The sequence below is a fragment of the Thioclava indica genome, from assembly GCF_000714545.1.
Lineage (GTDB): Bacteria > Pseudomonadota > Alphaproteobacteria > Rhodobacterales > Rhodobacteraceae > Thioclava > Thioclava indica.
Map to the genome: position 1 here is coordinate 1 of NZ_AUNB01000018.1, position 23996 is coordinate 23996.

20 protein-coding genes and 1 riboswitch are annotated in these 23996 nt (G+C 61.5%); of the genes, 10 read left to right on the forward strand and 10 right to left on the reverse strand.

Translation table 11 applies throughout. The features are described from left to right. The 5 genes from mrdA to DT23_RS06100 all read right to left on the reverse strand — a co-directional run. The coding region (gene mrdA / locus DT23_RS06080) for a penicillin-binding protein 2 (protein ID WP_038129456.1) at positions 1 to 1739 on the reverse strand (1739 nt) is incomplete at its 3' end. Between the two features lie 15 nt (positions 1740 to 1754). Continuing rightward, complete coding sequence (locus tag DT23_RS06085; RefSeq protein WP_038129457.1) at positions 1755 to 2294, reverse strand: hypothetical protein; 540 nt, start codon at positions 2292 to 2294, stop codon at positions 1755 to 1757. Continuing rightward, positions 2291 to 3259, reverse strand: coding sequence for a rod shape-determining protein MreC (gene mreC / locus DT23_RS06090; RefSeq protein WP_081846956.1), 969 nt, complete (start codon positions 3257 to 3259; stop codon positions 2291 to 2293). Before mreC ends, DT23_RS06085 begins: the two co-directional genes overlap by 4 nt. A 41-nt stretch (positions 3260 to 3300) precedes the next feature. Continuing rightward, positions 3301 to 4332 (reverse strand): rod shape-determining protein, encoded by a 1032-nt coding sequence (locus tag DT23_RS06095; RefSeq protein WP_038129458.1) that lies wholly within the window; start codon positions 4330 to 4332, stop codon positions 3301 to 3303. 324 nt (positions 4333 to 4656) lie between these two features. Further along, positions 4657 to 6216 carry a 2-isopropylmalate synthase gene (locus DT23_RS06100; RefSeq protein WP_038129459.1) on the reverse strand — a complete coding sequence of 520 codons (1560 nt, stop codon included), beginning with the start codon at positions 6214 to 6216 and terminating at the stop codon, positions 4657 to 4659. Positions 6217 to 6556: 340 nt separating this feature from the next. On the opposite strand from DT23_RS06100, the gene DT23_RS06105 reads away from it, so the two are divergent. Beyond that, positions 6557 to 7207 carry an SDR family NAD(P)-dependent oxidoreductase gene (locus DT23_RS06105; RefSeq protein ID WP_038129461.1) on the forward strand — a complete coding sequence of 217 codons (651 nt, stop codon included), beginning with the start codon at positions 6557 to 6559 and terminating at the stop codon, positions 7205 to 7207. Positions 7208 to 7283: 76 nt separating this feature from the next. Next, positions 7284 to 8810: a cryptochrome/photolyase family protein gene (locus DT23_RS06110; protein ID WP_038129463.1), complete on the forward strand. Its 1527-nt coding sequence runs from the start codon at positions 7284 to 7286 to the stop codon at positions 8808 to 8810. Between the two features lie 71 nt (positions 8811 to 8881). Here the strand turns inward: DT23_RS06110 and DT23_RS06115 are convergent, their stop codons facing one another. Next, positions 8882 to 10420, reverse strand: a complete 1539-nt coding sequence (locus DT23_RS06115; protein ID WP_051697085.1) for an MORN repeat-containing protein — start codon at positions 10418 to 10420, stop codon at positions 8882 to 8884. Between the two features lie 192 nt (positions 10421 to 10612). Between DT23_RS06115 and DT23_RS06120 the strand changes: the two genes are divergently transcribed. Then, positions 10613 to 12310 carry an NAD+ synthase gene (locus DT23_RS06120; RefSeq protein WP_051697086.1) on the forward strand — a complete coding sequence of 566 codons (1698 nt, stop codon included), beginning with the start codon at positions 10613 to 10615 and terminating at the stop codon, positions 12308 to 12310. 7 nt (positions 12311 to 12317) lie between these two features. Here the strand turns inward: DT23_RS06120 and parA are convergent, their stop codons facing one another. The 3 genes from parA to gltX form a co-directional block, all read right to left on the reverse strand. Continuing rightward, entirely contained in the window at positions 12318 to 12953 is a 636-nt protein-coding gene (gene parA, locus DT23_RS06125; protein ID WP_038129466.1) for a ParA family partition ATPase, read from the reverse strand. Between the two features lie 171 nt (positions 12954 to 13124). Beyond that, the gene (locus tag DT23_RS06130) at positions 13125 to 13400 is read right to left on the reverse strand and encodes a hypothetical protein (RefSeq protein WP_038129469.1); all 276 of its coding nucleotides are present in this window, start codon (positions 13398 to 13400) and stop codon (positions 13125 to 13127) included. A gap of 123 nt (positions 13401 to 13523) precedes the next feature. Next, positions 13524 to 14852, reverse strand: coding sequence for a glutamate--tRNA ligase (gltX, locus tag DT23_RS06135; RefSeq protein WP_038129470.1), 1329 nt, complete (start codon positions 14850 to 14852; stop codon positions 13524 to 13526). Positions 14853 to 15111: 259 nt separating this feature from the next. Between gltX and DT23_RS06140 the strand changes: the two genes are divergently transcribed. The 7 genes from DT23_RS06140 to dtd all read left to right on the forward strand — a co-directional run bounded on the left by DT23_RS06140 (position 15112) and on the right by dtd (position 23375). Then, positions 15112 to 16047: an MBL fold metallo-hydrolase gene (locus DT23_RS06140; protein WP_038129471.1), complete on the forward strand. Its 936-nt coding sequence runs from the start codon at positions 15112 to 15114 to the stop codon at positions 16045 to 16047. Positions 16048 to 16213: 166 nt separating this feature from the next. Further along, on the forward strand, positions 16214 to 17161 hold the full coding sequence (locus DT23_RS06145; RefSeq protein WP_038129474.1) for a 1-phosphofructokinase family hexose kinase: 948 nt from the start codon (positions 16214 to 16216) through the stop codon (positions 17159 to 17161). Between the two features lie 137 nt (positions 17162 to 17298). After that, positions 17299 to 17391, forward strand: a riboswitch (glycine riboswitch). A gap of 159 nt (positions 17392 to 17550) precedes the next feature. After that, positions 17551 to 18654 carry a glycine cleavage system aminomethyltransferase GcvT gene (gene gcvT / locus DT23_RS06150; RefSeq protein ID WP_038129475.1) on the forward strand — a complete coding sequence of 368 codons (1104 nt, stop codon included), beginning with the start codon at positions 17551 to 17553 and terminating at the stop codon, positions 18652 to 18654. A gap of 26 nt (positions 18655 to 18680) precedes the next feature. Further along, positions 18681 to 19040: a glycine cleavage system protein GcvH gene (gene gcvH, locus DT23_RS06155; protein ID WP_038129476.1), complete on the forward strand. Its 360-nt coding sequence runs from the start codon at positions 18681 to 18683 to the stop codon at positions 19038 to 19040. Between the two features lie 5 nt (positions 19041 to 19045). Next, entirely contained in the window at positions 19046 to 21883 is a 2838-nt protein-coding gene (gene gcvP, locus DT23_RS06160) for an aminomethyl-transferring glycine dehydrogenase (RefSeq protein WP_038129479.1), read from the forward strand. Positions 21884 to 22005: 122 nt separating this feature from the next. Further along, positions 22006 to 22929, forward strand: a complete 924-nt coding sequence (locus DT23_RS06165) for a carbohydrate kinase family protein (protein WP_038129482.1) — start codon at positions 22006 to 22008, stop codon at positions 22927 to 22929. Beyond that, positions 22926 to 23375: a D-aminoacyl-tRNA deacylase gene (gene dtd / locus DT23_RS06170; RefSeq protein ID WP_038129484.1), complete on the forward strand. Its 450-nt coding sequence runs from the start codon at positions 22926 to 22928 to the stop codon at positions 23373 to 23375. Before DT23_RS06165 ends, dtd begins: the two co-directional genes overlap by 4 nt. On the opposite strand, the gene DT23_RS06175 is transcribed toward dtd, so the two are convergent. Next, positions 23372 to 23833 carry a phage regulatory CII family protein gene (locus DT23_RS06175; protein WP_038129487.1) on the reverse strand — a complete coding sequence of 154 codons (462 nt, stop codon included), beginning with the start codon at positions 23831 to 23833 and terminating at the stop codon, positions 23372 to 23374. The two genes, dtd and DT23_RS06175, sit on opposite strands and share 4 nt — an antisense overlap. Positions 23834 to 23996: the final 163 nt, after the last annotated feature.

Consider the following 23996-nt stretch of genomic DNA (forward strand, 5'->3'; position numbering starts at 1 on the left):
GCGTAGCGCGGATTGTCGATCGGGGCGAAAGCCACGAACAGCGCATGGTCGCGCCGATCCCAAGGCAGTTGGTCGTTGCGGATGACGCCGCGCGCGCGCTCGGCCTTGGAGATGTTGCGCACCTGACTGGTGCCCGATTTGCCCGCCATCTTCCATTCCGCCATCGCGATGCGCGAGCCTCGCCCGGTGCCGCGTGACGAGTTCACCACCGCCGTCATGCCTTTGCGCACATCGTCGAGATGGGCCTTGGCAATGCCAAGATCGTCGCTGACGCGCACCGGTTGCTCGATCCCGTCGCGGGTGCGGATCAGGCGCGGCTCGACTTTTTTGCCGCTCGCGATGCGCGCGGTCATGATCGCAAGATGCATCGGCGAGGCCAGAACATAGCCCTGACCAATTGCCGCGTTGGCAGTGTCGCCGATCAACCAATCCTTGCCGTAGCGTTCCTTTTTCCACTCTTTGGTGGGGGCCACGCCCTCTTTGACGGCGGACATCGGCAGGTCAGGGCGCACGCCAAGACCCAGCCGATTGGCCATTTCGCTCATTTTGTCGATGCCGACGCGCTGGGACATCTCGTAGTAATAAACGTCGCAGCTTTGCTCCATGCTTTTGGTCATATCGACATGGCCGTGGCCTGCGCGTTTCCAGCAGTGAAAACGCCGCCCCGCAATCTCGACATAGCCCGGGCACCAGACGGTTTCATTGGGCTTGACGAGCCCGGCCTCAAGGGCGGCCAGCGCGGTGACCATTTTATAAGTCGAGCCCGGCGGATAAAGGCCCTGCACCGATTTATCGGCAAGCGGGCGGTGATCGTCCTGCGTCAGCGTTTTATACTGCGCGACGGAAATCCCTCGCACGAACATATTGGGATCAAACGAGGGCGCGGACGCACAGGCCAACACATCGCCATTGGTTACGTCGATCAGCACCGTCGCGGCTGATTCTTCTTCCAGCCGCTGGAGCGCGTAGTTTTGCAGCCGGTAATCGACGGTCAGTTGCAGGTTCTCTCCCGGCTTGCCCGGCTCGCGCGAGAGTTCACGCATTTCGCGCCCCGCCGAGTTCACCTCGATGCGCCGCTGCCCGGCCTCGCCGCGCAAGACGTCTTCTTCCTTGGCTTCGATCCCGGTTTTGCCAAGCTGGAATTTCGGGATCATCAGCAACGGGTCGGGATCGTCCATCTTGCTGAGATCGTAGTCCGAAACCGGGCCGACATAGCCGATGACATGGGCGAAATCATCATGGCGTGGATAAAGGCGTGACAGGCCAACATCGGGGTTCACGCCGGGCAGGGAAGGGCTGTTGACGGCGACGCGCGAAAACTCGTCCCATGTCAGACGATCCGCGACCGTAACGGGCGTGGTCGGCGGGCGGCGGCGGATGTCATGCAAGATATCGGCGGCATCGCTATCGGTGATGGGCACAAGGCGGCGCAGCTCGGCCAGCGTGGCGTCCACGTCATCGCTATCCTCGCGCGTAATCGTGACGCGGTAGTTCTGCTCGTTTCCCGCCAGCAACACGCCGTTGCGATCATAAATCAACCCGCGCGCCGGCGGGATCAGCCGGATCTTGACCGAGTTACCCTCGGCCAGCAGACGGTATTGGCTGGCGTCTTCGACCTGCATTTTGCGCATCCGCGCGGCCAGCACCGCAACCACCGCCAGCTGCGCGCCACCCAGCATCAGCCCGCGGCGCGTGATGCGGCGGGTGCTTTCTTGCGTCTCTTTCGGGGATCGTCTCATCGCGTGCCCCTTTCCTTATAATCTGTGCCCGAAGGCGTCGACTTCACCCGGGGCTGCCCGGCGCAGCCCAAACCCGACCCGCGACACCAGCACCACAACCGGATAGGCCGCCAGCGTCATCAGCATCTGGAACAGCTCTAGCCCCAGCGAGGGTTGATCCAGCAGCACCACAATCAGCACCACCCGTTTGACCACCATCATCGCGACCAATATCGCCGCGACCAGCGCCCATTCCAAGGCAAATGGCAAATCGCGCAGAGATTGCTCACGCGCGCGCAAAAACTCGGTCGCGCCCAGAACGATAAGCGCCCAAAGCCCGATTGGCCGCCAGAATAGCATGTCTTCCAGTAAAAACACGGCCACGATTAGAAGAGCGGGCACATATTCGGGGCGGCGCAGCAGCCAAGCCAATGTGATCGCCAGCGTCAAATCGGGGCCGGGCAGACCGCCGGGCGTGTGATCGACGGGCAGCATGCGCACGAGGATCAACACCAGCGCAATCGCAACGTAAAGCGCGCGATAGCGGATGCGCCGGCTGGTGAGCGGGTCGATCATTGGCTTGCCGTCCCGTCGCCCCCGGTTGCGGTGCCGTCTTCGGGTTGCAATGCGCCCTCGCTGGCCTCATCGCGCGCTTTTTGCGCCGCTTCGCGTTCAATCAGTGCCGGATCGGGCGCAATCAGCCCACCTGCCGCGCCGATGCGCTCCGCCGGGTGCGAGCGCAGTACGCGCAGGAAATCGAGCCGCTCGTAATCAGCCGCAAGGCGCACCCGCATCCGTTTGTCGCGCCCCTGAAAAATCTGCCCGACCAGCAGACCGGCGGGAAACACGCCGCCATCGCCCGAGGAAATCACCCGGTCGCCGGGACGCACGCGCTCGGGGTGTTCAAGGAAATCGATCACCGGATAAGGGGAGTTATCGCCTGCAAGAATCGCGTTTTGCCCCGAGGCGGGGATCGTGATCGGGATGCGGCTTGAGGCGTCGGTGAGTAGCAAAACACGGCTTGTGGATTTCCCCACGCCCGAGATCCGCCCGACCAGCCCCAGCCCGTCCATCGTCGCCCAACCATCGACGATCCCGTCGCGCTTGCCCACATTCAGCAGCACCGATTTGCGAAATGGCGAGCCGCTATCGGCCAGCACCCGCCCCGACACCGAGGTCAGTTTAGGATCCAGCCGCACGTTGTTTTGCGCCAGCAGCTTTGCGTTTTGTTGCTCTAGCTGAACGGCGGCCTCTTTCCAGCTTTTCATCTGCTGCAATTCGCGGCGCAATTCCTGATTTTGCTCATAGATGCGGGCGTAGGATTGGAACCCCTCGACCATATCGGTCAGCTTGCCCACCGGCGCCATCATCCAGTCAAAGCTGGGCACAAAACGATCCACCAGAGCCGAGCGCACGCGCTCCATCCGGGGGCTGTCGGCGCGCCAGAGTATGAAGAAGACCAGCAAAATCAACGCCAAAAGCGCCACGCCCACGCGGCGCAGCGGTCCAAGATAATCTTCGTTATCGCGGTTTCTGGCCAATTCCGTCTCCGGTTAGCGCGGCTGACCGGGGTGTGCCCGGATCAGCTATCGTAATCAATGACGTGGCGAAGCTGCTTTTCATATTCAAGCGCCTTGCCGGTTCCCAAAGCAACACAGTTGAGCGACTGGTCCGCGATCGAGATCGACAGGCCCGTCTGCTCGCGCAGCGCCAGATCCAGCTCGCCCAGCAGCGCACCGCCCCCCGTCAGCATCACGCCGCGATCCACGATATCAGCGGCCAGATCGGGCGGGGTGGTTTCGAGCGCCTGCATCACCGCGTCGCAGATTTGCTGCACCGGTTCGCTGAGCGCCTCGGCGACTTGCGCCTGCGTGATTTCGGTCTCTTTCGGCACGCCATTGAGCAAATCGCGCCCGCGCACATGCAGGCTCATGCCGCGCCCATCATCGGGCATGCGCGCCGTGCCGATCGTGGTCTTGATCCGCTCGGCGGTGGATTCGCCGACCAGAAGGTTCTGGTTGCGCCGCAGATAGCTGATGATCGCCTCATCCATGCGGTCGCCGCCCACGCGCACCGAGCGCGCGTAAACGATATCGCCAAGGCTGAGAACGGCCACTTCGGTCGTGCCGCCGCCGATATCGACCACCATCGAGCCGGTGGGATCGGTGATCGGCATGCCTGCGCCAATCGCGGCGGCAATCGGTTCCGCAATCAGGCCCGCGCGCCGTGCGCCAGCGGAGAGAACCGACTGACGGATTGCGCGTTTTTCCACCGGCGTTGCGCCATGGGGGACGCAGACGATGATTTTCGGTTTCGAGAAGGTCGAGCGTTTATGAACCTTGCGAATGAAATGTTTGATCATCTCTTCGGCGCTGTCAAAATCGGCGATAACACCGTCGCGCATCGGGCGGATCGCCTCGATCGAGCCGGGCGTGCGCCCCAGCATCAGCTTGGCGTCTTCGCCCACGGCGAGCACCTGCTTTTTGCCATCCTTGACGTGATAGGCAACAACCGAGGGTTCGTTCAACACGATCCCCTTGCCTTTGATATAGACCAGCGTGTTCGCCGTGCCGAGGTCAATCGCCATGTCTGAGGAAAAGAGCCCGCCTACCATTTTTCGCCTGTCCCGTCGCCAAAATCTTAACTTGCCCCCGACTCGTCCCAGCCGTGGCTCGCGCCGGGTATAGTCAAAGCCTGCAAGACGTGGAAGCGGATTTGCGCGTGCCCCCCGCGCCGGTTGCGGCAATCCGCGCAAGGGGAAGCAAGCACTTGACCTTTTTCAACTTTCTGCCTCGCGAAACCCGAATAAGAGGCGGGCAAAATGTTCATTATGCGATACGTCACGAAAACGTGCTATTTTCGTTGGTTTTGACGGGCTTGCGCGTCATGCGAAAGGGCAGCCGCTGGGGCTGCCCTTAAAGATGCACTCACTCTAGGCTCAAAGCTTGTAGCTGACCGATTTTACATCGGCATCGGGTGCCGTTTTCTGGCTGCGCACCCGCAGCCTGTTGAGCGCGCCGACATAGGCTTTGACGCTGGCGAGGATGGTATCGGTATCTGACGCCGAGCCGGTCACGATGCGCCCGTCTTCCTCCATGCGCACCGACACGGTCGCCTGCGCATCCGTCCCCTCGGTCACGGCATGCACCTGATACAGTTTCAGCTTGGCCTCGGTCGGGTAGATTTCCTTGACGCATTTGAACACGGCATCGACGGGGCCATCGCCCTCGCTTTTGCACGACTTCTCTTGGCCATCCACCAGCATCTTCAGCTCGGCTTCCTGACCATCGCTGCCGCAGACCACACGCAGCCATTTCACCTGCAGATAATCGCTGTCGGTATTGGCGGCGCTATCGGTCATCAGCGCGATCAGGTCGTCGTCGTAGATTTCCTTCTTGCGATCGGCCAGCGCCTTGAAGCGCACGAACACATCCTTGAGCTGGTTATCGCCCAGTTCATAGCCCAGATCGTTGAGCTTGGCGCGCAGCGCCGCGCGCCCCGAGTGTTTGCCCATCGCGATATTGGCCTCATTCAGCCCGATATCGGCGGGTTTCATAATCTCGAACGTCTCGACGTTTTTCAGCACGCCATCCTGATGGATGCCGCTTTCGTGCAGAAACGCATTCTTGCCCACGATGGCTTTATTGAACTGCACCGCAAAGCCCGAAACCTGCGCCACGCGGCGCGAGAGGTTCATGATCTTCGTGGTGTCGATCCCGGTATCGTAGGGCATGATGTCGTGGCGCACTTTCATTGCCATCACGACTTCTTCGAGTGCGGTGTTGCCCGCACGTTCGCCCAAGCCGTTGATCGTGCACTCGATCTGGCGCGCACCGGCCTCGACCGCGGCCAGCGAGTTCGCTGTCGCCATGCCAAGGTCGTTGTGGCAATGCGTGGCAAAGATGATCTCATCCGCGCCCGGCACCCGCTCGATCAGCATCTTGATCAGATCGGCACTTTCGCGCGGCGCGGTGTAGCCCACCGTGTCGGGGATGTTGATCGTGGTGGCCCCGGCCTTGATCGCGATTTCGATTACGCGGCACAGGTAGTCATGCTCGGTGCGCGTGGCATCCATTGGCGACCATTGCACATCATCACACAGGTTGCGCGCATGGCTGACCGTGTCATGGATCACCTGCGCCATCTCGTCCATGCTGAGGTCGGGAATGGCACGATGCAGCGGCGAGGTGCCGATAAAAGTATGGATGCGCGGCTTGGCCGCGTGTTGCACGGCCTCCCAGGCGCGGTCGATATCGGGCATCTTCGCGCGCGCCAGCCCGCAGATCACCGAGTTCTTCGAGCGTTTCGCGATCTCGCTGACGGCCTCGAAATCACCGATAGATGCAATCGGGAACCCGGCCTCGATGACGTCCACGCCCATCTCGTCAAGCAGTTCTGCAATCTCGAGCTTTTCGTCATGCGTCATCGTGGCGCCCGGCGATTGTTCGCCATCGCGCAGGGTGGTGTCAAAAATCAGGACTTTGGATTTATCGGTCATGGTCGGTGCCATTTGTTGTCTCTTTCTTAGCGGGTCTTAGCGTTAGTTTGTCCCGAAGGCCAGCGTTGCGCGGTGGCGGTCGGGATCGGTCCGGGCGCTGTTTACCCCTGAGCGGTCGCGCCCGGGCAGGGCACGCTCAGAGGCTGCTAAGTAGAAGGAGACCACGGGTCAGCGCGCCACGGGCTTGCGCCCCGGCTGCGGAAATTTGGATATGTTGGTCCCGTGTCATGGGGGCGACTATAGGCGCTGTTTTCGGAATGGAAAGGAAAAAAGAAACCAGTGCGGCGCGCCTCGCGTAGCCCTTGTGTCAAGCGAAAGCCATATCCAAGGGGGGAGAGCGATGACAGATCAGGCGCTTGTGATTGGCGATACAGGCGGGATTGGCGTGGCGATCCGGTCCGAGTTGGAGGCGCGCGGCTATCGCGTGACGGGGCTGTCACGATCGCGCGATGGGTTTGATATTTGTGACGAGGACAGCATCGCTGCGGGCTTGGGTGCGCTGAGCGCGCCGTTCGATCTGATCTTCGTGGCCAGCGGTCAGCTTGGAACGCCCGAAAAGACGCTCGCACAGCTTGGTGCGCAGGAAATGGCGGCGCAATTCAGGGTCAATGCGATGGGGCCTGCGCTGGTGCTCAAACATGCGCGCCGGTTACTGCCGCGCGACCGGACGGCGCGGTTTTCAGTGCTGTCGGCGCGCGTTGGCTCGATTGGTGATAATCGCTTGGGCGGATGGTATAGTTACCGCACCGCGAAAGCCGCGCTCAATCAACTGATCCACGGCGCATCGGTCGAACTGGCCCGCAGCCATCCGCGCCTTGTCGTGGCGTGTTTACATCCGGGCACGGTCGATACGCCCTTCACCGCCGATTATCCGCGCGACAAACTGCCCCCTGCGCAGGCCGCACGCCATCTGCTGGATGTGCTAGAGGGGTTGAGCCCGGCGCAAACAGGCGGCTTTTATGACTACGCTGGAAAGGACATCCCATGGTAGATCCGACCGCCTGCAAAGTGTTTGTTACCGGAGGCGCGCTGTCTGGTCGATCGCGGCATGACGCGCAAGATGATCTATGACGAGGTTGATCGTTGTGCTGGGCGACCAGCTAAGCCATGACGGCGCGGCCCTGCGTGGTGCTGATAAGACAAGCGACGTGGTGATGATGGCCGAGGTGCGCGCCGAGGCGACCTACGCCGCCCATCACAAGCAGAAACTCGCGCTGGTCTTTGCCGCGATGCGCCGCTTTGGAGATGAGCTGACACAGGCGGGCTGGCAGCTTTGCTACACCAAGCTGACCGATCCGGAAAACGCCGGCTCGCTGCCCGGCGAAATCGCGCGACGCGCCGATGAGGTGGGGGCCGATGAGGCGTCGGTGATCGCACCGGGCGAATGGCGCTTGCGCGAGGCGTTTGATGCCAGCCCGATACCGATCCAACAACTGCCAGATGATCGGTTTTTCTGCTCGGAAGGTCGATTTTCCGACTGGGCCAAAGGGCGCAAAGAGCTGCGGATGGAGTGGTTTTATCGCGAGATGCGCCGCGAAACGGGGCTTCTGATGGAGGGTGATAAACCCGCAGGCGGGCAATGGAATTTCGACAAGGACAACCGCAAACCCGCCCAGCCCGATCTGTTTCGCACCCCTGCGCCAACCTTTCGCAAAGACGCTTTGGTGCAAGAGGTGCTTGAGATGGTCGAGGCCGAGTTTCCCGATAATTTTGGCACGCTTGAGGGGTTCAACTGGCCCGTGAGCCGCGCTCAGGCATTGCGCGCGCTTGATCATTTCATCACCCACAATCTGCGCGATTTTGGCCCCTATCAGGATGCGATGCTGAGCGACGATCCGCTGCTCTATCATGCGCTTTTGTCCGGCGCGCTCAATATCGGCCTGCTCTCTGCGCAAGAGGTCTGCGCGGCGGCAGAGGAGGCTTGGAAAGCAGGCGATGTGCCGATCCAGTCCGCCGAGGGATTCATTCGCCAGATCCTGGGTTGGCGCGAATATGTGCGCGGGATCTATTTCTTCGAGGGGCCCGATTACACCGCGCGCAATGGCCTGGATCACCAGCGCGATCTGCCTTGGGCCTATTGGTCGGGCGAAACGGACATGGCTTGCCTGAAGGCCACGGTCACTCAAACCCGCGATCTTGCCTATTCCCATCACATCCAGCGCCTGATGGTGGCGGGCAATTTCGCGCTGCTCGCAGGCGTTGATCCCGCGCAGGTGCAGGATTGGTTTCTGGCGGTCTATATCGACGCGTTCGAATGGGTCGAAGCGCCCAATACGGCGGGCATGAGCCAGTATTCTGATGGCGGCGTTGTGGCCTCTAAACCCTATATTTCGTCGGGCGCCTATATCGACAAGATGTCGGACTATTGCGCAGGCTGCGTCTATGATGTGCGCGCCAAGTCGGGGCAGGGGGCGTGCCCGTTCAACAGCCTTTATTGGCATTTCCTCGACCGCCATCGCGACCGCTTTGAGGGCAATCCCCGCATGGCGCTGATCTATCGCAACTGGGACAAACAAGACGCGCAGACCCGCCAAGACAAGCTCGACAGCGCCGCCGATATTCTGGCCAAGCTTGACGCAGGCGAGCGGGTCTAACCCCTTTCATCTAGCCAAAAATACTCCCGCCGGAGGCATCCAACGCGTCTCACAGGCGCAGCGGTCGCGCGTTAATTGTTCGCGCCGCCGCTCTCTGCGGGGAGGGCAGCCTCCGGTGCCGCCTCGGCAGGCGGGGTGCCAGCGTCGGTTGGCACTTCGGCTTCGGGTGTCGTCTCGGTCGCGTCCGGTGCGGCGCTGGGCGCATCCCCGGGCGCTGCGCTCAGCGTGCCTTCTTTCCACTTGCCCTGCGCAACCTTGCCCGAGGCATAGGTCATCGTGCCTTGACCTTCGCGTTTGCCATTGCTGAAATGGCCCTCATACACATCGCCATTGGCATAGGTGGCGCGGCCCTCACCGGCGATTGCACCGTTGCGCCATTGGCCTTCATAGGAAAACCCGTCAGGCATGGTTAACTTGCCCGTGCCATCGCGCTGACCGGCGTCGAAATGGCCCTCATAAACCGTGCCATCGGCGTAGCGCGCGATGCCTGTGCCCTGACGTTGGCCATCAGCCCAGTCGCCCTCATAGGAATAGCCATCGGGGTAGGTCATCTTGCCGGTGCCGTGGTTGCGCGCATCCTTGAACTGGCCCTCATAGACCAGCCCGTTGGCGTAGCGCGCGATGCCGGACCCTTCGATGACGCCTGCAACCCATCCGCCCTCATAGCTCGAGCCATCGGGATAGGTAATCTTGCCCTGACCATCGGGCAGATCACCCTTGAATTGCCCCTCATAAACAGAGCCATCAGGATAGGTGACCTTGCCTGCGCCCTCGATGCGGCCCTCGCTCCAATCGCCCTCGTAAAGATACCCATCCGTGCCCTTGAAGGTGCCCGTGCCGTGGCGCTTGTCGAGTAGGAAATCGCCCTCATAGATATCGCCATTGGCATAGGTGACGCGGCCGCGACCGTGGCGCTTGCCATTGACCATCTGGCCTTCATAGACGTCGCCATTGGACTGGGTCAGCTTGCCCATACCGTTCATCTGGCCGTCTTTCCACTGGCCCTCATAGATCAGCCCGTTCGCCATTTTCAGCGTGCCGTCCCCGGCGCGCTGCCCGTTTTTTATCTGGCCGTCATAGGTCGAGCCATCAGGATAAGTGATCAGCCCTGTGCCTTGTTTGACACCCGCCACCCAGTCGCCTTCGTAACGATAGCCATTGGCGGATTCGAGCGTGCCTTTGCCGTCATGCATCGCGTTGCGAAACTGGCCTTTGTAGATCGAGCCGTTGGCGTAATGGGCAACCCCAGTGCCGGTGATTTCACCGCCCTTCCAATCGCCCTCATAGGTGCCGCCATCGGCGAATGTGATCTTGCCCTGACCATCTGGCTTGCCGCGCGCGAACTGGCCCTCATAGACCGAGCCGTTGGGAAAGCGTGCGCGCCCCTGGCCGCGGATTTCGCCCATGACCCACTGACCGTCATATTCATAGCCTGAGGGGAGTTTATAGGTGCCGTAGCCATCCTGCTTGCCATCGGTGAACGTGCCCTCGTAAAGACCGCCGTCATCATATTGCTTGGTGATGACCTCTTGCGCGTGCGCTCCCTGCGCGCCGAAAGTTGCGGCAATCAATGCCGCCGATGTCATGATGCGAAGCCGCGCCCCTGCCATGCCTGTCCTCGATCTGCTCTGCCCGGATGTCAGACGGGATTCGCCCCGCCGCTGTTAACCTTTAGAGTAAGCAACAGGTCCGAAGGTGACAAGCGGGTGTGGCGTTGCGCAAGGCGCGCTTTTGCCCGCGCGCTCTTTTCTGCCCGCAGCTTTGTGTTAAACGAGAGGCAGACAGAGAACCCGAGGATGCCCATGGCCGATCGTTTCCGCCTGACTCTTGCCCAGCTTAACCCGACCGTGGGCGCGCTGCAGGCCAATGCCGACAAAGCCTATGCCGCCTGGCAGCAGGGGCGCGCTGCGGGCGCGGATATGGTCGCGCTGCCCGAGATGTTCCTGACGGGCTATCAAACGCAGGATCTGATCGCCAAGCGCGCCTTCGTGCGCGATGCCACCGCCGCGATGGAGGCGTTGGGCGCGCGCATCACCGATGGTCCGGCGCTGGGCATTGGCGGGCCGTTCTGGGACGACAGCGGGCAGTACAACGCCTATTGGGTTTGGAAAGACGGCAAGCTGGTGGCGCGGATGCTTAAGCACGAGCTGCCCCATAAAGGCATTTTCGACGAATACCGCCTGTTCGATATCGGCCCGATTTCCGGCCCCTACGCGATCAATGGCGTGCGCATTGGCTCGCCGATTTGCGAAGACGCGTGGCATCCGGATGTGACCGAGACGCTGGCCGAAACGGGGGCCGAGATTTTGATCGTGCCCAATGGCTCGCCCTATTATCGTTCCAAGCTGGACACTCGGATGAATCACATGGTGGCGCGCGTGACCGAGACCGGCTTGCCGCTGGTGTATCTGAACGCCGTGGGCGGGCAGGACGATCAGGTGTTTGACGGGGCAAGCTTTGTGCTGAATCGTCACGGCGTGCTGGCGGCGCAATTCGCGCCGTTCGATGAAATCGTCGATCACGTCGATTTTGAGCGCGGCGTAGATGGCTGGGCCTGTGTTGCGGGGCGTGATGATCCGCAGCCGAGCGAGTGGGAGCAGGACTACCGCGCGATGGTGATGGGCACGGCGGATTACCTTGGCAAATCGGGATTTTCCAAGGTGGTATTGGGTCTTTCGGGCGGGATTGATTCCGCGCTTGTGGCGACAATTGCCGCTGATGCGCTGGGGCCAGAAAACGTGCATTGCGTGATGCTGCCCTCGGAATATACCTCGCAAAGCTCGCTCGATGATGCCGCCGATCTGGCTACGCGGCAGAATATGCGCCTTGATACCGTTAAAATCGACGGGGCGCGCGATGCGGTGAACGGCGCGCTGGCGCATTTGATGGCGGGCACGAAGCCCGACGTGACAGAGGAAAACATCCAGTCGCGCCTGCGCGGGGTGATGTTGATGGCGATCTCGAACAAGTTCGGTGAGATGCTGCTGACCACCGGCAATAAGTCGGAAATGGCGGTGGGCTACGCCACGATTTACGGCGATATGAACGGTGGCTACAATCCGATCAAGGATCTCTATAAGACCCGCGTGTTTGAAACCTGCCGCTGGCGCAATGCCAATCATCGTGACTGGATGAAGGGCGCGCCGGGCGAGGTGATTCCGCCCAATATCATCGACAAACCCCCGTCAGCCGAGCTGCGCCCCGATCAGCGCGACGATGACAGCCTGCCGCCCTATCCGGTGCTGGACGCGATCTTGGAGGGGCTGGTCGAGGATGACGCCTCGGTCGTTGATCTGGTTGCGCGCGGATTTGAGCACGACACGATCAAGAAGGTCGAACACCTGCTGTATATCGCGGAATGGAAACGCTTTCAGTCCGCGCCGGGGCCGCGCATATCGCGCAAAGCGTTCTGGCTGGATCGGCGCTATCCGATGGTCAACCGCTGGCGCGATACCGGGCATGGGCGCGCCCGACCCGAGCCGCGCGAACCGGAATCCTGAGCGTCGTTTACTCTGTCGCGTCCAGCAGCGCCGAAATTTCGGTGACAAGGGCGTTCACCTCGGCCGTGGCGGCGGATTTACCGGCCTCTAGCGCGCCGAGCCCTTGGCCAAGGGTCTGTGCATAGACGACGCGGTGACCAAGAGTGACGGTCGCGACCTCGGAGGAAATGGTGGCAGCGGCGGCAGCGACATCCTCGGCCAGACGGGTGCCCGATTTCACACGGTTCAGCACGATCACGCAGGGCTTGCCAACCCGTTCGGCCAGATCCACAACGCCATCGGTCGCCCAAAGATCGACGAGCGACGAGCCCACCGGCACCAGCACCAGATCGGCCTCGCGCAGGGCGGGTTTTAAATCGCTATCGACCTTGGGGGGCGTGTCAATGATCACGATATCATTGTTATCGCTGAGTTTTTGGCACTCATAGCCAACACCCCAAGCCGAGGAGGTGGCAAATTCCACGCCGGGATCGCCCAGCAATTCGCGCCGCGTCATGAACCAGCGCCCCAGCGAGCCTTGCGGATCGGTATCAAGAATCGCCACGCGTTTATCTTGTTTCGCAAATGCGATGGCGAGATTGACTGCGAGCGTAGTTTTCCCCGCTCCGCCCTTTTGTTGAGCAATCGTGATGATATGCGCCAAATGATTCCCTCGCTGTTGCGGGCAGTCATATCACGATGGATGTGGGAATTACATGTCGCTCAATCGCGCAGGCGTGCGAACGCCCAAACCCGTGAGAGCGGGCGGTGAAAGGTTGGGCGGCAATGCGCGACGTTGCGGAATTTTCGATCTGAGTGAGCGCGGCTTTGCCGCTCAGCTTGCGCCGCGGGCTGCGTCTGGATGCTCGGCTAGAAAGGCGCGCAAAACGGCAAATAACTCGTGCGCCTGTGGCACGTTGTCTGCGTGCAAAGCGGTGCGGATATCGTCGCAAATCATCTCGTTCACCTTTTGCGGCCCATGATGGACGTGCATCATGTATTCGCCCAACAGCGTCGCGTCATACGCGCTGAGGTGTTCATGCTCAGACAGCGCATCGATTTCTGCACGACTGAGCGCAGACATGTCCTCAACATCTTCCAACGTGATCATTGCTGTTCTCCCTGAATAGGAGCCAATTTTATCAAATCAGAGATAATGACGCTTTGATGGACCTCAAGGTAGGAGTGCGACCGGTTTGGGCCTGACGCGGCTTTACGATTTGGGTCGCAGCCCTCAGCCCCGCGCGCGCACCTTGTGCAAAAGCGGCATCAGACTGCCCATGTCGGGACCGTGGGCCTGACCGGTCACGGCCTTGCGCAGCGGCATGAACAGGCCCTTGCCCTTGCGGCCCGTGGCGTCCTTGACCGCCGTAGTCCAGTCTTTCCAGGTGGTGTCGGAATAGGGCGCGTCGGGCAGCATTGTCATGGCCTGCGCGATGAAATCGGCGTCCTCGGCGTCGATCACGGGCTCGGCGCCGTTCAGGCACAGATCGGCCCAGTGATCGAGATCGCCGAGCGTGTCGATATTTTGCGATGCCACGGCCCAGAATTGTTCGGCCTGCTCGGCGGGAATGCCAAGGGCGGCGATTTGGTCTTTCACCACCGCGAAGGGCAGGTGCTGGTTGCGCGTGCGCGTCAGCGGGATCAGGTCTTCGGCATCGAACTTGGTGGGGGCAGAGCCGAACTGGCTGAGGTCAAACCCATCGGCCAGTTCATCCATGCTCATTTTCAGCTCGATCGGCTGGCTTGATCCAAGCCGCGCCATCATGCTGAGCAGCGCCTCGGGGGCGATACCCTTGGCGCGCAGATCGCGGATTGAGAGCGCGCCGAGACGTTTGGACAGCTCTTCGCCGTGCGGGCCGGTCAGCAGCGAGTGGTGTGCAAAAGCGGGAACTTTGCCGCCGATGGCCTCGATGATCTGAATTTGCGTTGCGGTGTTGGTGACGTGATCGCCGCCGCGCACGATATGGGTGATGTTCATATCCGCGTCATCGACCGGCGAGGCAAAGGTGTACAGCACCTGACCCGAGGCCTTGATCAGCACCGGATCAGACACCGACGCCGCATCAATCGACAGATCGCCCAAAATGCCATCAGTCCACTCGATCCGCTCGAGTTCCAGCTTGAAGCGCCAGTAGCCGTCTTTTCCAGCGGCGCGCGCGGCCTCTTTTTCGGCCTCAGACAGATGCATCGAGGCGCGGTCATAAACCGGCGGTTTGCCCATGTTAAGCTGCTTCTTGCGCTTGAGATCCAGCTCAGTCGGGCTTTCGAAACACTCGTAAAGCTTGCCCGCAGCCTTCAATTCCTCAGCCACCTCGCGGTAGCGATCGAGGCGCAGAGACTGGCGTTCCTCGCGATCCCATTCCAGCCCCAGCCATTCCAGATCCGATTTCAGCGCGTCGATATATTCCTGTTTCGAGCGTTCCTGATCGGTATCGTCAAGGCGCAGGATAAACTGGCCCCCCGTCTTGCGCGCAATCAGATAGTTCATCAGCGCGGTGCGCAGATTGCCGACATGGATATAGCCGGTCGGTGAGGGGGCAAAACGGGTGATGGTGGTCATTTCGGCATACTCCTGTTGGCGCCTGCTGTTTCATAGCAGGGCGCGTTTGTCCATATGGAGGGCTATGCGTGCAGGGCAATCCCGATAAGGACGAAAGCGGTTGGGGCGTTTTATGGGTGGGGAACTTGCGAGAGGGCGCCGCTTATTGCCTGATTGCAGTGAACTAAATCACGTTCGCGTGCGTTAGGCATTTGTTAGGAGGGTGCTTTGCGCCCATCTTGGCATGGGAGTTTCACGCATTTGCCACTGGGAGAGACCGATGACCAGCCGACTAATGACACGCCGAACGGCCCTTATGACCGCCGCTGCCTTGCCTGCCGCCCCTGCAATTCTTGGCGCTACGATGGCGCAGGCCCAAGACGAAACGGCCCAAACCCCACCCGCTATCCCGCCCTACCGCAAGATGCAGCTTGGAGACATGGGGGTGACCACGCTGCTTGCCGCCAATCGCCCGATGGACAACCCCCACGGCACCTTTGGCCTCAACGCGAGTGACGAAGAGTTCGCAGCCCTCTCGCAAGAAGCGTTTATTCCTGCCGACACGTCGCTCAATTTCTTTACGCCGACGCTGATCGAGGCGGGCGACGAAAAGATCCTGTTTGATACCGGGCTGAACAGCGCGGGCACCAGTGCAGCACTTGCCGCGGCGGGTCATGCGCCCGAAGATATCACCACCGTTGTCATCACCCACATGCATGGCGATCACATCGGCGGGCTGATGGGCGAAGGCGGCGCGACGTTCAAGAATGCGCGCTACATCACCGGCCAGACCGAGTTCGATCACTGGTCCAAGGCCGGCAATGACACGTTCGAGGCCAAGGTGCGCCCGCTTGAGGATCAATTCGCTTTCATTAAAGGCGGGGATTCGGTTGTTTCGGGTATTACGGCGGTCGAGGCGTTCGGCCATACGCCGGGCCACATGGCCTATATGGTGGAAAGCGGCGGCAAGGGCTTGGTCTTGGCGGTGGATACGGCCAACCACTACGTCTGGTCGCTGCGTCGTCCGGAATGGGAAGTGCGTTTCGATATGGACAAGACGCAAGCCGCCGCGACGCGCAAATCGCTGCTGGGCATGGTGTCGGCAGACCGTTTGCCCTTTATCGGCTATCACATGCCATTCCCCGGTGTCGGGTTCCTGGAAACCTCTGGGCCGGGCTATCGTTTCGTCCCCACGGGCTATCAGTTGGACGTCTAGGCCACGCCGCTTGAACGCGTAAGCCTTCAAGATCGAAACGGGCGGCGCTGTAAAGGTGTGGCCCGTTTTGCAATCTCTAAGCCTTGCGCGCGCCGACGCCTCTTGGATCACGCGCAGTGACCTGCCATGATCGCGCTCAAGACCTTTGCCAGCCAAGGATTACGCGATGACGGCCATTCTGACGATCACGCTCAACCCCACGGTTGATCTCTCGACCTCTGCCGAGGGGATCGTGCCCGAGCGCAAGCTGCGCTGCACGCGCCCGCAAACGGATCCGGGCGGGGGCGGGTTGAATGTCAGCCGTGCGATCACGGCGCTGGGGGGGAACTCGACCGCGTTCGTGGCGCTGGGCGGGCCGACGGGCGACAAGGTGATGCGGCTGCTGGCCGAGGCCGGGATCGGCGTTTATCCGTTCCCTGCGCCGGGTGAGACGCGGATGAGCCTGACCGCCACCGACACCGCCACGTGCGAGCAATACCGGTTTGTCATGCCCGGCCCCGATTGGGGCGAGCGCGATGTGTCCAAAGCCCTCAGCCGTATCGCGCGCGCTGCGCCTGAGGGCGGGATCGTGGTGCTGTCAGGCAGCCAACCCCCCGGCATTCCCGTGGATTTCCCCGCCCGCCTTGCCGCTAAAATTGCGCGCACTAAGGCGCGGCTATTCCTCGATACCTCGGGCAAAGCGTTGCACAATCTGCTCAAGGCGAAATCGCCCCCCGCTGATCTGCTGCGCATGGACGAGTTAGAGGCCGAAGGTCTGGCCGATCGCCCCTTGCCCACCCGCGCCGACAGTGCCGATTTCGCGCAAGATCTGGTGCGGCGCGGTTTGGCCCATGCGGTGATCGTGGCGCGCGGCTCGGAGGGCAATGTGCTGGCCACGCGCGAAGGGCGCTGGTTTGCCAAGGCCGCCAAGGTCAAGGTCGTGTCCAAGGTCGGGGCGGGCGATAGTTTCGTCGCCGCCTTCACGCTGGCACTGGCGCGCGGCAAGCCCTTGCCCGAGGCGCTGCAACATGGTGCAGCCGGGGCCTCGGCGGCGGTGACCTCGCCTGCGACCGATCTTTGCAGCGCGCGCGATGTGAAACGTCTGCTTGCCCAATGTCCGGTCAGCAAGATTTGAATGCAGCGCGCTTTTAGGGCGCCGCATCGCCTGTTCCTTGGGCATTTTGCCTGCGCGCGCAGGTCGCTTTTATCCCCAAAACGGCGCATCTGGCGAATCGGGCTTGTCAGGGCGCGTGCGCCTCGGCTATGCGAATAGGGTGGAATACGGGAGACGCTGCGGCAAAATCCGCAGGGCCGAAGGAGCAACCGCCCCGGTAAACTCTCAGGCAAAAGGACCGCATTTCACCAAGGACTCTGGAGAGTGGCGCCCCATGCGCCCGCCGAAGGGATAACGATCTCAGGCGCCCGAACCCCGCAAGGGCTGGGCACGGACAGAGGGGGCATCGGGCGGGCCATTTGGCCCATTGGTCGATGCCGGACGATCCGGCTAAACGGGGAGAAGGCCGGATGAGCGATCTGAAACAGACGCCGCTTTACGATCTGCACAGGGAACTGGGCGCGAAAATGGTGCCGTTCGCGGGCTATGCGATGCCGGTGCAATATCCGTTGGGCGTGATGAAAGAACATCTGCACACGCGCGCGCAGGCCGGGCTGTTTGATGTCAGCCATATGGGGCAGGTGATTTTGCCCGGATCCGATGCGGCCGCAGCCCTTGAGGCGCTGGTGCCGGTCAATCTGGTCGGGCTGGGCGAGAGCCGTCAGCGCTACGCGATGTTCACCAATGATGCGGGCGGGATTCTGGACGATCTGATGGTCGCCAATCGCGGCGATCACCTGTTCGTCGTGGTCAATGCGGCCTGCAAAGAGGCGGATCTGGCCCACCTGCGCGCCCATATTCCCGAGGTTGTCGAGATCGCCGACCGTGCGCTTTTGGCGCTGCAAGGACCGGCGGCTGAAACGGCACTTGAGACGCTGGTTCCGGGCGTGGCGGCGATGCGGTTCATGGATGTCGCGACGTTCGACTGGCAGGGGGCCGAGCTGTGGATTTCGCGCTCGGGCTACACCGGCGAGGACGGGTTTGAAATCTCGGTTCCCGCCGCGCAGGCCGAGGCATTCGCGCGCGCATTGCTGGCGATGGAGGCGGTCGAACCGATTGGTTTGGGCGCGCGCGATAGCCTGCGGCTTGAGGCGGGGCTGTGCCTGTATGGCCATGACATCGACACCACTACCACGCCGGTTGAGGCCAATCTCGCTTGGGCGATCCAGAAAATCCGCCGCACCGGTGGCGCGCGCGAAGGCGGCTTTCCGGGCGCGGATGTGATCTTGGCGAAGCTTGAAACCGGGGCTACGCGCCAACGCGTTGGCCTGCGCCCGCAGGGTCGCGCGCCAATGCGCGAAGGCGTTGAAATCTATGCCGATGCCGAGGGTGGCACGCCGATTGGCACGGTTACGTCAGGCGGCTTTGGCCCCTCGATTGAGGCCCCGATGGCGATGGCTTATTTGCCCGCCGATCTGCCCGAGGGCACGACGGTTTACGGCGAGGTGCGCGGCAAACGTCTGCCCGCTGTGATCGCGCCGATGCCCTTCCAACCCACCACCTATAAACGTTGAAAAAACGACCGACAGGAGAGCGACAGATGAAGTTTACGCAAGACCATGAATGGCTGAAACCCGAGGGCGATCTTGTGATCGTCGGCATCACGAAACACGCAAGCGAACAGCTTGGCGATGTGGTGTTTGTTGAACTCCCCGAAGCCGGAACCGAAGTGTCCAAAGGCGACGAAATCTGCGTGATCGAAAGCGTCAAGGCCGCGTCTGATATCGTCGCACCGCTGGATGGCGAGATCGTCGCGGTGAACGAGGATCTGGCCGACAATCCGGGCCTCGTGAACGAAGATCCGATGGGTAAGGCATGGTTTTTCAAGATGAAACTGGCCGATATGTCCGCGCTTGATGGCTTTATGGACGAAGCCGCTTACACCAAATTTATCGGATAATCGCCATGTTCACCCCCACGACCTATGACACTTATGATTTCGCCAATCGCCGCCATATCGGGCCGTCGCCAGACGAGATGGCCGAGATGCTCAAGGCTGTGGGGGCGCGCGATCTGGATGCGCTGATTGACGAAACCGTGCCCAAATCCATCCGTCAGGCTGAGCCGCTTGGCTGGGCGCCGCTCACCGAATATGCCTTGCTGCAAAAGATGGAGGAGGTGGGCCGCAAGAACCGCGTGATGGTGAGCCTGATCGGGCAGGGCTATTACGGCACGGTCACCCCGCCTGCGATCCAGCGCAATATCCTTGAAAATCCGGCTTGGTATACCGCCTACACGCCCTATCAGCCCGAGATTGCGCAGGGCCGTCTTGAGGCGCTGCTGAACTTTCAGACCGTGGTGTCGGACCTGACCGGGCTGCCGGTGGCCAATGCCTCGCTGCTCGATGAGGCAACGGCGGCGGCCGAGGCGATGACGATGGCGCAGCGCGTGGCGAAATCCAAGGCGAGCGCGTTTTTCGTCGATGAAAACTGCCACCCCCAGACCATCGAGGTGATCAAAACCCGCGCGCGACCGCTGGGGATTGAGGTGACCGTGGGCGCGCCCGAGGATCTGAACGCTGATCAAGTCTTTGGTGCGATTTTCCAGTATCCCGGCACCTACGGCCATGTGCGTGACTTTACCGCCCAATGCGACGCGCTGCACGCGGCCAAAGCAGTGGCGATCATGGCAACCGATCTGCTGGCGCTGTGCCTGCTGAAGGAACCCGGCGCGATGGGGGCCGATATTGCGGTCGGCTCGGCGCAGCGGTTCGGTGTGCAGATGGGTTATGGCGGGCCGCATGCTGCCTTTATGGCGTGTCGCGATGAGATGAAACGCGCGATGCCGGGGCGCATTGTCGGGGTCTCGGTCGATGCCCATGGCAACCGCGCCTATCGCCTGTCCCTGCAAACCCGTGAACAGCATATCCGGCGCGAAAAAGCCACCTCGAACGTCTGCACCGCGCAGGCGTTGCTGGCGGTGATGGCCTCGTTTTACGCCGTTTTCCATGGTCCGATGGGGCTGCGCGCAATTGCCGAGCGGGTGCATTTCATCACCACCCATGTCGCCAACGCGCTGCGCGAGGCGGGGGCCGTGGTCGAACCCGATGCGTTCTTTGACACGCTTACGGTCAAGGTTGGCGTGGGGCAGGCGGGCATCATGGCCGCCGCGCGTCATCGCGGGATCAACCTGCGTAAAGTGGGGCGCGACCGCGTTGGTATTTCTATCGACGAGACCACCGACGAGGGGATCGTGACGCGCCTGCTGGATGCGTTCGGGATCGAGGCCGTCGGCCCGCAACCCGGCGCTTTGGGCGTTCCCGAGGCGATGCTGCGCGCCAGCGAATATCTGACCCATCCGGTGTTCCACATGAACCGCGCCGAGTCCGAAATGATGCGCTACATGCGCCGCCTCTCGGATCGTGATCTGGCGCTGGACCGGGCGATGATTCCGCTGGGATCGTGCACGATGAAGCTCAACGCTGCCGCCGAGATGATGCCGCTGACATGGCCCGAGTTCGGCTCGTTGCACCCGTTCGTGCCTGCCGATCAGGCCGCGGGCTATCACGAGGCGATCGCCGATCTGACGGAGAAACTCTGCGAAATCACCGGATATGATGCGTTCTCGATGCAGCCCAATTCGGGCGCGCAGGGGGAATATGCGGGTCTGCTGACGATTTCGGCCTATCACCGCGCGAATGGTGATGATCAACGCGATGTCTGCCTGATCCCGATGTCGGCGCATGGGACGAATCCGGCCTCGGCGCATATGGCGGGGATGAAGGTCGTCGTGGTCAATTCCGCCCCTAATGGCGATGTGGATCTTGAGGATTTTACGGCCAAGGCCAAGGCGGCGGGCGCGAACCTTGCGGCTTGCATGATCACCTATCCCTCGACGCACGGGGTGTTTGAGGAGACGGTAAAACGGGTCTGCGAGATCACCCACGAACATGGCGGTCAGGTCTATATTGACGGGGCCAATATGAACGCGCTGGTCGGGCTGGTGAAACCCGGCGAGATCGGCGGTGATGTCAGCCACCTGAACCTGCACAAGACTTTCGCGATTCCCCATGGCGGCGGTGGTCCGGGCATGGGGCCGATTGGCGTGCGCGCCCATCTTGCGCCCTTCCTGCCCGGCCATGGCGAGACCGGGGGCGACGAAGGTCCGGTGAGCGCGGCTCCCTACGGATCGGCCTCGATCCTGCTGATTTCATGGGCTTATGTCCTGATGATGGGCGGGGCAGGGCTTACGCAGGCGACGCGTGTGGCGATTTTGAACGCCAATTATATCGCGGCGCGGCTGAAATCTGCCTATCCGATCTTGTTCATGGGCAATCGGGGCCGCGTGGCGCATGAATGCATTTTGGATACGCGCAAATTTGCCGAAGTCGGGGTGAGCGTCGATGATATCGCCAAGCGGCTGGTCGACAACGGGTTCCACGCCCCCACGATGTCTTGGCCGGTCTCGGGGACCTTGATGGTGGAACCGACCGAAAGCGAGACAAAGGCCGAAATCGACCGCTTTATCACAGCCCTTCTCGCGATCCGTGATGAGATCGCGGCGGTGGAAAACGGAGAGATTTCCGCCGAGGACAGCCCGCTGCGCCACGCGCCCCACACCGTCGAAGATTTGGTGACCGACTGGGATCGCGCCTATTCGCGTGAGGCGGGCTGTTTCCCGCCCGGAGCCTTCCGCGTGGACAAGTATTGGCCCCCCGTCGGGCGCGTCGATAACGTGTTTGGTGATCGTAACTTGGTCTGCATCTGCCCGCCGCTTGAAGCCTATGTGGAGGGCGCAGAATAAACAGGCTGGGGGGCGCTGCCCCCCAGACCCCCCGGGATATTTGAAACACTTGGAAGCCAGAGGGATTGTCGCAAGCAACCGCGCAGTGTAGCAATGTTTGCGTTAACACAAGGAGATCCGAGATGATCCTGAGCTGTGGAGAGGCATTGATCGACATGCTGCCGCGTCAAAGCGCGCAGGGCGAAACTGCCTTTGCGCCCTATCCCGGCGGCGCGGTGTTCAATACGGCGATTGCGCTGGGGCGATTGGGCGCGCGCTCGGGGTTCTTCTCGGGGCTCTCGGACGATCTGTTTGGCCAGATGCTGGTTAACGCACTCGCGGAATCTGGGGTGGATGCAGGGCTGGCGGTGCGCTCTGATCGACCGACGACATTGGCTTTCGTGACGCTAATTGATGGCCATGCGCGCTATGCGTTTTACGATGAGAATACGGCGGGCCGGATGCTGTACGAGGAGGATCTGCCAGCCGTGCCGGAAGGCGTTAACGCGCTGTTTTTCGGTGGGATTTCCTTGCCGGTGGAGCCTTGCGGCGCGAGCTACGAGGCCCTGATGCTGCGCGAAGCACCCAGCCGTGTCACGATGATCGACCCCAATATCCGTCCCGGTTTTATTCGCGATGAGGCGGCCTATCGCGCGCGTCTGGACCGGATGATGGCGGCCGCAGATATCGTTAAGATCTCGGATGAGGATCTTCGCTGGATCGAAGGCTCCGGAACGATTGACGAATTGGCGCGCAAGGTCTTGGCGCGCGGCGCGAAACTGGTTTTTGTGACCGAAGGCGCGACGGGCGCGCATGGGTTTTCTGCCGATCACGAGGTGTTCGCACCGGCCCGCAAGGTTGAGGTCGTCGACACGGTCGGTGCGGGCGATACGTTTAATGCGGGTGTTTTGGCCGCGTTGGATCGCGCGGGCACGTTGGACAAAGATTCTGTGGCGGGGGCTGATGAGGGGCTGATCCGCGCCTGTCTGGACCTTGGTGTTGCCGCAGCGGCGGTCGTTGTCAGCCGCGCCGGGGCAAATCCGCCTTGGGCTGAGGAGCTTGCGTGAGAGCACTTATCCAACGTGTTTCGCGCGCTTCGGTCACGGTTTCGGGCGCAAGAATTGCAGAAATCCAACATGGGCTGCTAATCTTGGTCTGTGCGATGTCGGGTGATGATCCGAGCGCCGCCGAGAAGCTGGCGGCGCGCGTGGCCAAGCTGCGCATCTTTAAGGATGAGGCCGGGAAGATGAATCTTTCGGTCAGCGATGTGGGTGGTTCCTGTCTAGCGGTAAGCCAGTTCACGCTGGCCGGAGATACGTCGCGCGGCAATCGCCCCGGCTTTTCCAGCGCCGCGCCGCCGGATCAGGGCGAACGCCTGTATCAGCATTTCGCCGATCATCTGGAGACGCTTGGCCTGCCGGTTCAGACGGGGGAATTCGGGGCGGATATGGCGGTGGAATTGCTTAATGACGGTCCGGTGACGATCTGGATGGATAGCGCAGATCGCGGCTAGCCGACCGCGCCTTCCTCTAGCTTGAGCTTGACCTCAAGCAGCACTTCTTGCAGGGCCTGCGCCTCTTTAAGCATCCGCTTGGCCTCGTTCAGGCTGATCGTGCCATCGGCAATCGAGACATGATATTCCGCCATCAGCATTGCAAACCGCTGGCTCAGCGCGACCACATCCGAGTTGATCGAACTGCCAGACGCGTTGCGCCGCGCCTCATTCCAGCTCAGCGTGACGCCTGCTAGATCGGCCATCGCGGCAGTGACATGTGGATAGCTTGCCTCGGCCTCAAGACGGGCGGCCACATCAAGGGGCATGAAGCGCGCGCTATTGTCGGGATCCATCGAGTAATAACGCCCCAGCGTGGCCTTTGACTTGCCGCAGATACGCGCCGCCGCCTCGATGCCGATGTCTTTCACCAGCGCCTCGCTGTGCTTCTTCAAGTAGTTGCCGACCTGATCGCTCATATCCAAGCCCTGTTGTGGGAATAATGCCCTGCCATTCCCCTTAAACCGCGCCGCGCGATTTGTCACATCATAAGCCAACGAGAACGGGGCTAAACCCTGTCGCACGGTGAGTTTCAGCTCTGGATACCCAAACCATTCAGAGTTGGCGGACTCTGCCTGACGG